The organism is Chryseobacterium sp. 2VB, assembly GCF_005503635.1.
GTDB lineage: Bacteria > Bacteroidota > Bacteroidia > Flavobacteriales > Weeksellaceae > Chryseobacterium > Chryseobacterium cupriresistens.
In genome coordinates this window covers 213,099-225,381 of sequence record NZ_SCNC01000004.1, presented here as the reverse complement: position 1 = coordinate 225,381, position 12,283 = coordinate 213,099, and the positions used below count along the sequence as shown (strand labels likewise).

Genomic DNA, 12,283 nt, shown 5'->3' with positions numbered 1-12,283 from the left:
AATTTGTAACGGTTTTTTTATTTAATACCGTAAAAAATTTTCTGAAAATTCAAATATCATTATATTTGTTGAAATGGCAACCAAAGCACTTTTCAATACCGTAGTTAACTGGTTTATCCGTCAAAGGATTGATCAGATACAGAATTTTATAGACCATCCGATTGAAACCCAGAAAGGTATACTCTTTTCTCAGCTGTTTCATGCGGAAGATACGGAATATGGTAAATTATACGGATTCAATTCTATCTCAAGTTATCAGGATTTTAAAAACAAAGTTCCTATTGTTACCTATGAAGAAATGGAACCTTTTATTGAAAAAGCAAGACAGGGACATAAAGATGTAAGCTGGCCGGGGCTTATTAAACATTTTGCCAAATCATCGGGTACCACCAATGCTAAAAGCAAATTCATTCCGATCTCTGCCGAAAGCCTGGAATACTGCCACATGAAAGCCGGAAAAGACATGGTTTCGATTTATGCCAACAACCATCCCGAAAACCAGCTTTTTAATTATAAAAACTTACGCTTAGGTGGAAGTTCCGAACTTTATGCGGATTTTAACACAAAATTTGGAGATTTATCTGCGATCCTGATCGACAACCTTCCGTTTTGGGTAGAAATTACCACTACTCCCAGCAAGAAAGTTTCTTTGATGGGAGAATGGGAAAGTAAGCTTAAAGCAATTACATCCGAAGTAAAAAATGAAGACGTGGGAAGTATTCTTGGAGTACCAAGCTGGATGATGGTTCTTCTGCAAAGAGTATTAAAGGAAACCAATGTAGGAAGTATTTCGGAGCTGTGGCCTAATTTAGAGGTGTTTTTTCACGGTGGAATCAGCTTTAAGCCCTACAGGGAACAATTCAGACAGATCATCGGAAAAAACATCAATTACTACGAAATTTACAATGCTTCCGAAGGCTTCTTCGGTATTCAGGACAGATCAGACAGTGATGAGATGCTGCTGATGCTGGACTATGGAATATTTTATGAGTTTATCCCTATGGATCAGTTTCATTTTTCAAATCCGAAAGTCGTAAGTCTGGAAGACGTGGAAGTTGGGAAAAACTACGCAATGGTAATAACCACCAATGGAGGCCTTTGGAGATACCTGATTGGTGATACCGTTGTCTTTACTTCAATCAATCCGTTCAGAATAAAAATAACTGGAAGGACAAAGCACTATATCAATGCTTTTGGGGAAGAACTGATGATTACCAATGTAGAATCTGCTCTTGCAAAAGCCTGCGAAGCAACGGGAGCACAGATCACAGATTTCACAGGAGCACCGGTTTTCATGAAAGGAAATGAAGGCGGCGCCCATGAGTGGATTTTTGAATTCAGCCAGCATCCGGATGATCTGGAACACTTTATTGATGCTTTTGACAAGCATTTAAAAACCATTAATTCAGACTATGAAGCGAAAAGATACAATAATATGACTCTTAAAAGACCAATTGTACATATCGCCAAAGAAAATCTGTTCTATCACTGGCTGGAAGCTAAAGGGAAATTGGGCGGACAGAATAAGGTACCAAGACTAAGCAATGACAGAGAATATATTGATCCATTGCTGGAAATGAATAAATAAAGTTTATTTTAAAGCGCAAAGAATTAGTAATTCGAATGTTTTATTTAAGGAGGCTAAGAATATGGCAGCTTCGCCGCTTATGAAGCGTAATGGCAATGCGTACGCTTCCTTGGAATCAATCTGTTGATTCAAGCTTTGCTCCCTCGAATTATTACAGTATCAAAATAGAAACTCTGCCTTAAGAAATTCTATTCACAAATCATAAATAAAAAGCCGTAATTCTGTTGAACTACGGCTTTTCATTTTATTTACTTAGATCTTCCTGAACTTTTTTGGCAGCTTCTTCAACTTTCGAAGCTCCTTTTTTCGCCGCTTCTTTGGCGTCCTGCCCTACTTTATTGGCTTCAGTTTTGATATCCTGTCCTGCTTTGTTAAGATCTTGTTTTGTCTTATCTGCAGTGGCATCAATCTTATCTTTTGCCTTCTGAGCAGCGGCATCAATCTTATTGCCGGCTTCATCTACTTTAGCCTTAACGTCTTCTTTTGCATTGTTGATTTTTGCAGTATCCACAACGTTCGGTGTTTCTGTAGTAGTAGTGGTTGTAGTAGTAACTGATCCGTCAGGATTTTCTACCTGTTCTGTTTTTGTTGTTGATTTTGTACATGCTACCGTGAATACTGAGATCACCAGTGCAGCTAAAATTTGTTTTTTCATATTGTTTATTTTTTAATGGAATCTGGAGTTATTCTGATTTGGTTTCCTGCGCAGCTGTCTTTTCAGCTGTCTTAAGCTTCTTTTCAGCCTCTGCTTTTTTCTTTTCTTCTTCCTGTTTTGCTTTATTTTCTTTTTCGAGCTCGGCTTTAATTTTATTTTCTTCGTCCTGAAGCTTTTTTGCCTGTTTAACTGAATCAATATACTGGGGAGAAGACATTCGTATTTTGCGTGCAATATCCACTGAAACGGCTCCTGTAGAAAAGGAATCGACAGCAGTAGTATCATAACTTATTTTAACTTCCTGCTCAACCCCGAATCCCGGTGATTCTTTCTTCGAACAAGCAGTAAAAAGAATGATAAAAATAAAAATCGCAGCCAGTAAATTTTTCATGGAACTAATTTAATAGAAATTCCGCAATTACAGGATAATGATCCGATAATTTCACAGATTGATCTACCTTATAGCTTAGTGGAATGATTGATTTTGAAGTGAAAATATAATCAATTCTCAAAGGCACTTTATAATCATGGAAACTGCTGGCGCTGCCCTTTCCGGCTACCAGGAATGCGTCCTGAAGGTCTTTTCCAAGGTTATAATACTCATATGAATTGGGAACAGAATTAAAATCTCCGGCCAGAATAACAGGATAAGGAGATAAATCGATCATTTTTCTGATTCTTTTAACCTGGTCTTCATGTGCCTGAAAGGTGGGAGTCATGTGAGAAAGTAACGTTGAAACATTTCCCAAACCTAATTTATCAAGTTTTGTAAACATCGATTTATGAAGTCTGAAGGGTTCAAGATACACATTAATAATTCTGATTACTTTTCCATTAATGTCTATATCTGCGTAGAATGAATTTCCGCGGGCTTTTTCGTCAATAAGCTCTGCTTGTCTTACAATTTTATGCTTGGTTTTAAGAATAACCGACGGGTATTTTATAAGATCACGCTGTATAGCACGGTTTGTATCTTTTTCCTGTACAAGAATAATGTCTGCATCCTGTGCTTTGATATAATCTTTCACTTTATCCCATCCATATTCTCCATATTTCACATTAAAAGTTAATACTTTAATATCCCGTATTGTTTTTAAATTTTCTGTTTTTGGGGAAAAGTTGATCCATCGTCTGATCGGATTATAGAAAATAAATGTACCTAAAACAAAAGCAATCGCAATTTTTTCTTTTTTGAAGATCCAGATCAGTGTTAAAATTACATGTGCCAGTATCAGATAAGGAAAACCGAGAGACAGAAGATTCAGGTTGCCTAAAATGTTGGGTGGAATCCATGCATTCCCCAATGTGCATAACAGCAATACGGCAACAACGATATGTATAAATAGTAATATCTGGTTCGACTTCATGAAAAAACGGTCTTGGTACGATTTTCTTCAACAAAAATCCTACCAAGCAAATAATTTTAACTCTTTTTATGATTATTTTTTCTCCGTAGAAAATGTTACTGTGACAGGATAATGATCTGAAATACTTACAGAACGGTCAATTTCGTAAGATATTGCCTTTAATGACTTTGAAGAAAAAATATAGTCGATCCTGATGGGGAATTTATAATCGTGAAAACTGGTTGCACTTCCTTTTCCTGCAGTCAGAAATGCATCTTCCAGACCCTCTGATAAATGATAATATTCGTAAGAATTGGGTACAGAATTGAAATCTCCAGCAAGAATTACAGGATAAGGAGAGCTTTCAATTTCCTCTCGGATAAGAACCACTTGATCCTGGTGCTTTTTAAACGTGGGTATCAGCTTTTTAACCACATCCAATATTTTCTTTTCATTGGTATCTACATCTTTTCCGGGTTTTATCATCTCTTTTTCAAACCGGAATGGATTAAGATAAACATCCACAAACCTGTATATCTTTCCATTTATATCAATGTCAGCAATTATACCAGGTATTCTCAAATCTTTATCCTGAGGTTGTATAATTTTTTCATTAATGATTTTATGTTTGGTAAGAATAGCAAATATCCCGCTTGGCTTTACTTTCTGATATCCTTCAAACTCATATAATCCAGCACCATCTTCTTGCAAAATAATAACATCCGCATTCTGAGATCTCAAATAGGATTCAATATTTCTTCTCCCCCAGAAACCTGCTCTTGCATTAAATGAGACTACTTTTATCTCAGAATCTCTACTTTTAGGAGAAGAATAGTTAACCCAACGTTTTACAGGATTTATAAATGCTAACCCAGCAAACATAAACAAAAAAGCCCTTTTTTTCCAGCTGAATACCCAGAAAACTGTTAGAATCACATATACTATAATAAGCACAGGAAAACCTAAGGAAAGCAGATTAAACCATGGAAAAATCTTTGGCGGTACATAAGCGTTCAGTAAAGTACCCAGCAGCAGAAACAAAATTCCCAGATGGATAATTAATACGATAAGTCGGAAAATCTTCACAAAATTATTTTAATTGAAACGGTACAAATGTTTTTTCCAAATTCTTGCCAGCAGCCATCCAACCAAAGCACCACCAACGTGGGCAAGGTGGGCAATACCTCCTCCATTTCCAGAAACCCCAAGGTATATGGAAACCACAACAATGATGGGTAAGAGGTATTTTACTTTCATAGGAACAGGGATAAACATAATTCCGATTTTTGCATCCGGATATAATGTGGCAAAAGCTGCTACTACTCCGAAAATAGCGCCGGAAGCACCAACCATTGGTGTTGCAACAATAGCTTTAAAGCTATCCAGTAATTCCTTTTGTTTAAGAATAGAACTTGTATTTCCGGTAAATTCAACACTTGCGCCGGATAAATAGGCATTTACATTGAACCCCAGCTGCTCTAATTCATGGGAAAGCTGCTGAACTTCAACAAAATTCCATGCATTAAAAAGGAAAAATGCTCCTAAACCACTTGCAAAGTATAAAATCAAATATTTTTTATCTCCTAATGTTTGCTCCAGAATTGGCCCAAAACTAAAGAGTGTCATCATATTAAATAAAATATGCATGATACTTCCATGCATGAACATATGAGTAATAACCTGCCATGAATGGAAAAATGGAGAGAACGGATAAAAACCCGCAAGGTAGCCAATCATCTGGTTTCCCATGAAGTAAGTCACAATAAATACTATAACATTGATGATAATTATGTTCCTTGTAATGGGTGGTATATTGTTAAACATATTTTTTAAAATTTGTTTTTAAAATCATTAAACGGAACTTCATAAAAGCATCTTTTGCCATCCGGTAAAAATTCCGGGAAGCCTAATGCTGTAAAGTCTTTGATCAGTTGTTCCGCATCTTTTTTATAAATAAAGTCAAATCTGGATTTCGACTGCATTTTATTCCATTGGTTATGGTAATACTGCATGAATTCTTCTTCCGTCTTGTAATCCAGGATCTCAAAAAGGTTCTCCAGGAATTTCATGGCCTGGGTTTCTTTCAGGCCTTCCGGAAGTGAATCTATTCGAAGTACACTTTCATGAGCAATTTTCATGTCAAACCCTAATTCCGGCAGATATTTTTTGATCGAATTATATTTTGTCTTTTCGATTTCATTCATATGATACTCCAGGGAGAAAAGAAGAGCATGGCTGTTTGTGCTTGATTTTCTGGTGGATTTGTTTCCTTCAGAAACCAACAGTCTGTGCATTCTTCCCAGATCCAGCATTAAAGTGACATCTCCTTTGTTAAAAAGCCAGTATCCATTGGGAAGCCTCATCAGATCTTCATCAAAATCCTCATCTTCAAACAGGTTAATCTTTGAAGGCTCTGCTGTAATATTCTGATGGTACATTTCCGTAAGGTTCTGAATTTCCTCCGGATGTACTACATTTTTCTCTTCCAGAAACGGATTATAGTCTTTATCTACAATGATTTCAGGCATTTTGAAAACACCTCCGCCGGATCCTCCTCCATTTCCTTTGCTCGGAATAGGTTTATTCATCATTTCATCCAGTTCAGGATCTCTGTCGAAATCCAGGCTTGGAGAAACATTGTAAATCCCTAAAGATCTCTTAATGGTTGAACGAAGCAAGGCAAAAATAAGATGCTCGTCCTCAAATTTCACTTCTGTTTTCTGTGGATGGATGTTGACATCTATTTTCTCGGGATCAAGCTCCAGAAAAAGGAAAAAGGATGGCACATATCCAGGTTGAAGCAAGCCTTCAAAAGCTTCCTGTACTGCTTTATTGAAGTATGGACTTCTGAAGTATCTTCCATTAACAAAAAGGAACTGCTCGCCTCTTGCTTTCTTGGCCCCTTCAGGTTTAGCAACAAAACCATGAAGTTTACACCAGATAATGTCTTCTTTAATAGGAATCAGAAGCGGCTGAAGCTTTCTTCCGAAAACATCCACAATACGCTGCATCTGGCTTCCTTTTCTCAGTCTGAAAACAGCTTCATCATCATGAAAAAGGGAAAACTCCAGATTCTCATGAGCCAGTGCAACACGCTGAAATTCATCAATTACGTGTCTGAATTCAATATTATTATTTTTCAAAAATTTCCTTCTTGCAGGAACATTGTAGAAAAGATTTTTTACTAAAAAATTTGATCCGTCTGCTGTCTGAACCGGATCCTGAAACTGGAAAACCCCTCCTTCGATATAGATATTGGTACCAATGGAAGTATCCTTCTGTTTTGTTCTGAGCTCCACCTGGGAAACTGCCGCAATAGAAGCCAGCGCTTCACCACGAAATCCTTTTGTGGCTATCTTAAAGATATCTTCAGTTCCTTTGATCTTGGAGGTAGCATGCCTTTCAAATGCCATACGGGCATCTGTTTCAGACATTCCTTTTCCGTCATCCACCACCTGGATAAGGTTTTTCCCGGCATCTCTGATGATCAGTTCAATTTTCGTTGCATCTGCATCAATAGCATTTTCCAAAAGTTCTTTCACGATGGATGCAGGCCTCTGCACCACCTCTCCTGCTGCAATTTGGTTGGCTACATGATCCGGTAAAAGCTGAATAATATCTGACATAAAAACGTAAATCAACTTACAAAAATAGTCAATGAAAACGGGAATTAAAATACTAAAATCGTGATTTAATATTTAATTATCAACATTTTTGCCTATTTATCCCCAACCGGTTTTTTTAATGTTTGTAATGAAGGGCGTTAGCAAGTTTATTGCTCCAATCCGGAAATCTTTATTTCAACAATCGTTAAAAACAGGACAAAAACAAGTCATTTGTACATAAATAAATTAATTTTTAAGAAAAATGCCCCTATTCTATGATAAAATAAGGGCACTTACAGCTAGTTTATACAAAAAATTAATAGTGTGTTTTTATATTTTAATCCTCAAAGACAAGCTTTCTTTTCTTTTCTCTTTTAGGAATTCCATGGATTTTATCATACAGATAAGCAAAGAGATTAGGTTTTTTATAAATCCTGCTGTATCTGTATTTCGTGTTGAAGTGTCGAATATGAATTTTATAAGCATCATATCCGATGACAATCAGAAGACATATGCTGATCACATAGAATACTCTGAATTCCAGATAGTAATATGTTAACCCCGAAAATACAGCGCCCATTACATAAGCAAGCATAATACTCATGAGAAGTTTTGCCCTGCCAATCAGCTCCCCGTTTTTTCTGTATTTTTTCTGGGTAAACATGGATACCAGAATTCCAAGGTCGGTAGTTGTTCCCGTAAGGTGGGTCGTTTTTACAGAGAAATTGGAGATACTTGCGGTAAGACCGTTCTGAAGTCCCGTAGCAAAAAGCATCAATGCCACTAAATATTCTGTTTCTTCCAATGTTTTCTGGTAATAAAACTGTCCGTATATTCCTACAAACAAAAGACATATGATTTCCAGCACGATTGGCATGGCATGGGCGAAATATTTACTTTTCTTATTAAAATTGATAACAATAAAGTTGGACAGGAAGCTTCCGAAGAAGAACAAAAAGATCCATCCGCCTACAACTCCTACCTGCGTCCAGTTTCCTTTACTGATTTCTGCCGCTAAAATAGCGTAATGTCCTGTTACGTTTGACGTGAAAGAGAGGAATATCAACAGGGAAGCAATATTTATAGTACCTGCCGTGAAGGCAGTCAGCGTTCCCAACCTGATGTTGTCTCCCAATGTTCTGCTGTTACTATAATTTCTTAACATTTTTTATTTTTTTAAATTGCGTTTAATTTTCAGACTTCTACAAAAATCTCTGCCAATCTTCCTCTTTCCGGAAGTTTTTCTCTTACTTCGACCGTAATTTCATGAGATTTCAGTTCTTTGCATTTCCTGATATAAGGAATCAGATCGAATTTTCCGTTTCCTCTGCTTTTGATGGATGGAGAATAATAAGCTTCCTCAATGTTTTCCGCCTTTATGTATTGGTTGAATGTTCTCTGGAAACTTCCTGTGAAAATGTCGCAGATGATTTTATTGACCAGATGAGGATATTTATTGCTGATAATTCCCAAAGCATCACAGAATTCTGCAGGTCTTATTTTATTGAATACCGATGTTTTGGTACTGAACAAAAGATCTCTGATAGAATCTCCGGAATCATACCCGGAAGTCAGAAGAATGTTATATTGGTTCTGATCTTCTGCTACTTCTTTCTCTTTAAGTACTTTTTTCAATATATTCAATGACTCAAGAGAGTAATCTGTTGCAATTAAAATTGTTTTAGTCATGTTCTTATTATTTTGTATTGTGTTTATCTTTTTTGATGATACAAAACTAGAACGACCATATTAGAAGATCTTTGGAATGGAATTAAAATGTGATTAAAGAGATTAAAATGAGATTAGAAAATTGTTAACGGGAGTTAATATGACGAAAAGCTCTTTTGCATTTTGCCATTTCGCTTTTTCGTCAATTTGCGATTTTGCCTATTGTTATTCTGGTTTACACTTTGGCTTGTTCGCCCTTCTGAGTGCTGTAGAAATTAGGAAAACGCATCTGTACCGTTGTTCCCTGGTTTTCGTGAGAGCTTACAATCAGTTCACCGTGGTGCATTCTGACAATATTTCTGGCCAATGGAAGTCCGATCCCGTAGCCTTCATAATTATTGGTATTGGAAGCTCTGAAAAACGGATCGTAGATTTTATTCATTTCCACTTCAGGAATTCCAATCCCGTTGTCTTTTATAATGATGTAGACATCTGTATTGGTGGCGCCAAGAGAGACTTTAACCTGCTGAAAATTAGAATATTTACAGCCATTACTGATGATATTGGCCACTGCAAGATGCAGTAGCTGCTCATTCCCCTGAACTTTTAATTTCTTGGGATTATCGGGAAGCATGCTGATATCAAGATAGATATTGTTTCGGGAATCAATTCGCCTTAAGGTTTCAATAACGTCCCAAAGAAGCTGATCAATTCTCACCTTATCCATTTTCTGGATTTTCCCGTCGAATCCGGTTTGGGCAATCATTAATAGTGCTTTAATCTTTTTATCCAGCTTTTCAGCTTCATCCAGAATGATTCCGAGGGTTTCTTTGTATTCATCAGCTGTTCTGCTGATAGAAAGCGCAACATCGGCTTCTCCCATAATGGATGTAAGAGGCGTCCTCAATTCGTGGGAAACATTGCCGATCAGGTGGTTCTGGGTTTCAAAAGACGTTTCAATGCGGTTGAGCATATCATTAAAGGTATCTACCAACTCATTAAGCTCTTTATTATCAGGATGTGATTCCAATCTTAAGTGAAGGTTTTCAGAACTGATTTCTTTTACTTTTCCTGTAATTTTTAAGATCGGCCTGAATAAGGTTTTGGACAGATAAAAAGAAAAAATCATACTGAAAAACAGAGACAGTACAATACAGGTAAGCAGTGTTCTCTTTAAAAAGCCCAGATAATAAACAACATAATGGTTTTTGGCAGAAGCGATGGCAATATAATCTTTATCATCATATCTGAAACTTTGTCCTATATAATAGAATTCTTCATCATTATAATTGGATTCTCCTTCTCTGATAATATTTTTAAAGAAATAATCGGGGATATGAACTTCCTGAGATATTTTTTTGAAATTGGAATCGGCAGGAACAGCAAAAACATAGTCTCTTTCCATCGGAAGTTCCTCATCATTCAGGTTGCTGAGAATATAGTTTTCAGGAAGGTCGAGATGATCTTTACTTTTTTCGATCTGAACAATGGTTGCCGTCCTTATCTTCAACAGCTCATAAAACCTCTGATGTGAAAAATTAACGATAGAAAAATACACCAAACCACTGAACAGCAAAATGATGGCGGTAAAAACCAGCATCAAAAGTACCATCGTTTTGGTTTGATTTGTAATGACTCTGTTAAACATTCATTATGTCTTTTTCAACACATAACCCATTCCTATCACGGTATGAATCAGTTTATTATCATCCTGGCTATCCAGTTTTTTTCTTAAATAATTGACATAAACATCTACCACGTTGGTTCCCAGTTCATAGTTTACGCCCCAGACCGCATCCAGAATTTCTGCTCTCGAAATTACTTTTTCCGGATTATTCAGGAAGTACAGCAGCAGTTTATACTCTGTGGAAGTAAGAGAAATATCTTCTCCGGCTCGGGTTACTTTTTTGGTGTAGTCATTCACCATCAGATCCGAAAACTGGAATACATGTTCATTATCCGGCTCAGGTTCAGCAATTTCCTGCGGACCGTTGTTATTGCTTCTTCTTAGCAGGGATTTTACACGTGCAACCAACTCAATGAATTTAAAAGGCTTCACCAGATAATCGTCTCCTCCGCTTTCCAATCCGAGAACAATATTTTCAGAAGTTCCCAAAGCAGTCAGAAATAAAATAGGAACGCTCTGATTGGTTTTTCTTATCTCTTTGCACACATCCAGACCGTTCATTTCCGGAAGCATAATGTCTAAAATTACCAGATCAAAATCGTTAGCCTGCACCAGCTGAACTCCTGTACGGCCGTCAAAAGCTACAGAAATTTCATATCCATTTTCCTGAAGTCCCTTTTTAATAAAGGACACCACACTGGTTTCGTCTTCGATAAGAATAATTTTTTTCATAGATGAAATAAGGAGTTTTACAAAAATAGGGAAATTTTCCTGGGAGAAAAAGCGAGGAATATCAGAGAGCCAAGTAGCAAATAATAATTTTCAATGAATTGATTCCCTCCTGTACCTAAACTCTATAGAATAATATTACCTTTGTTTGAATATAATTCAGGTTAAATTACACACAGTATGAATGACTTTTTAATAGGTATCGGCAAGAGATTAAAGGATATTAGAAAAAAGAATAATTTAACCATTAATGAGCTGGCCTTCAAAGCGAATGTAAGCAACGGACTTGTTTCCAGAATTGAAAACGGAAGAACGATTCCTTCACTTCCTGTTCTCTTAGATCTGATTCAGTCGCTGGAGATTGATGCCAGTTATTTTTTTGAAGGGGTTGAGAAAAAATCCAACGCCAAATTTATTTATGTTCCGAAAGAAAGCCAGCAAATTATAGAAAAAGAAGTGGAAGCTGAGGGGTTCAGATATATGCACATCTTCAGCAAGAGCCTTCATTCTTTAGGTTTTGAGGCCGTTCTGCTGACGCTTGAACCTAATTCTAAAAGGGAAAAGGTCATTACGGATGCCTGGGAATTCAAATATATTCTGAAGGGAGAAGTGAAATACGTAATTGATAATGAGGAAATCATCCTTAAAGAAGGGGATTCGCTTTATTTCAACGGTAAGTTTCCTCACGTTCCGGTAAGCATCAGCAATGAAAGCTGTGTAATGCTTGTTCTTTACTTTTATACTGCTTAACTATTTCATTTTTTTAACGCAAAGTTTTTTTATTATTTGCTTTTGTCATTCTGACGAAGGAAGAATCTCTTATTTGCATTCAATAACGCGAGATTCTTCATTACATTTTATTTCATTCAGAATGACAATTGTAGTGTAGATCCCTTATAAATACACAGATAATAATGAAGCTTCTTCAACGACAACGTCGTAACCTTTGCACACTTATAATGTGATATTATAATTATTAAGCTTTGCATTTAAATCATATTTCAATTTTACATCATGCTTCAATTTTGATTTTCTGAAGCATACAAAAGTTTACAAATATGCAAC

12 protein-coding genes are annotated in these 12,283 nt (G+C 36.5%); 2 read left to right on the top strand and 10 right to left on the bottom strand.

Annotated elements, in window-relative coordinates; translation table 11 throughout:
* Positions 1 to 73: 73 nt before the first annotated feature.
* A complete protein-coding gene (locus tag FFS26_RS06500) occupies positions 74 to 1,588 on the top strand; it encodes a GH3 auxin-responsive promoter family protein (RefSeq protein ID WP_110011296.1) in 1,515 nt (504 codons plus the stop codon).
* Positions 1,589 to 1,832: 244 nt separating this feature from the next.
* On the opposite strand, the gene FFS26_RS06495 is transcribed toward FFS26_RS06500, so the two are convergent.
* From FFS26_RS06495 to FFS26_RS06450, 10 genes are all read right to left on the bottom strand, one after another.
* On the bottom strand, positions 1,833 to 2,243 hold the full coding sequence (locus tag FFS26_RS06495; protein ID WP_110011297.1) for a hypothetical protein: 411 nt from the start codon (positions 2,241 to 2,243) through the stop codon (positions 1,833 to 1,835).
* 28 nt (positions 2,244 to 2,271) lie between these two features.
* Positions 2,272 to 2,634: a hypothetical protein gene (locus tag FFS26_RS06490; protein ID WP_110011298.1), complete on the bottom strand. Its 363-nt coding sequence runs from the start codon at positions 2,632 to 2,634 to the stop codon at positions 2,272 to 2,274.
* 4 nt (positions 2,635 to 2,638) lie between these two features.
* Positions 2,639 to 3,610, bottom strand: a complete 972-nt coding sequence (locus FFS26_RS06485) for an endonuclease/exonuclease/phosphatase family protein (protein WP_110011299.1) — start codon at positions 3,608 to 3,610, stop codon at positions 2,639 to 2,641.
* A 72-nt stretch (positions 3,611 to 3,682) separates the two neighbouring features.
* Complete coding sequence (locus tag FFS26_RS06480; protein WP_228406567.1) at positions 3,683 to 4,675, bottom strand: endonuclease/exonuclease/phosphatase family protein; 993 nt, start codon at positions 4,673 to 4,675, stop codon at positions 3,683 to 3,685.
* A 9-nt stretch (positions 4,676 to 4,684) separates the two neighbouring features.
* The gene (locus FFS26_RS06475) at positions 4,685 to 5,413 is read right to left on the bottom strand and encodes a rhomboid family intramembrane serine protease (protein ID WP_110011300.1); all 729 of its coding nucleotides are present in this window, start codon (positions 5,411 to 5,413) and stop codon (positions 4,685 to 4,687) included.
* Positions 5,414 to 5,418: 5 nt separating this feature from the next.
* Positions 5,419 to 7,215, bottom strand: coding sequence for a DNA mismatch repair endonuclease MutL (gene mutL / locus FFS26_RS06470; protein WP_110011301.1), 1,797 nt, complete (start codon positions 7,213 to 7,215; stop codon positions 5,419 to 5,421).
* Between the two features lie 316 nt (positions 7,216 to 7,531).
* Complete coding sequence (locus FFS26_RS06465; RefSeq protein WP_137904592.1) at positions 7,532 to 8,359, bottom strand: YoaK family protein; 828 nt, start codon at positions 8,357 to 8,359, stop codon at positions 7,532 to 7,534.
* Between the two features lie 29 nt (positions 8,360 to 8,388).
* Positions 8,389 to 8,883, bottom strand: a complete 495-nt coding sequence (locus FFS26_RS06460) for a hypothetical protein (RefSeq protein WP_110011303.1) — start codon at positions 8,881 to 8,883, stop codon at positions 8,389 to 8,391.
* A gap of 214 nt (positions 8,884 to 9,097) precedes the next feature.
* A complete protein-coding gene (locus FFS26_RS06455) occupies positions 9,098 to 10,510 on the bottom strand; it encodes a sensor histidine kinase (protein ID WP_110011304.1) in 1,413 nt (470 codons plus the stop codon).
* Between the two features lie 3 nt (positions 10,511 to 10,513).
* Positions 10,514 to 11,221 (bottom strand): response regulator transcription factor, encoded by a 708-nt coding sequence (locus FFS26_RS06450; RefSeq protein WP_047377977.1) that lies wholly within the window; start codon positions 11,219 to 11,221, stop codon positions 10,514 to 10,516.
* Positions 11,222 to 11,398: 177 nt separating this feature from the next.
* Between FFS26_RS06450 and FFS26_RS06445 the strand changes: the two genes are divergently transcribed.
* Positions 11,399 to 11,968, top strand: coding sequence for a helix-turn-helix domain-containing protein (locus tag FFS26_RS06445; RefSeq protein ID WP_137904591.1), 570 nt, complete (start codon positions 11,399 to 11,401; stop codon positions 11,966 to 11,968).
* The last annotated feature ends 315 nt before the right edge of the window (positions 11,969 to 12,283 follow it).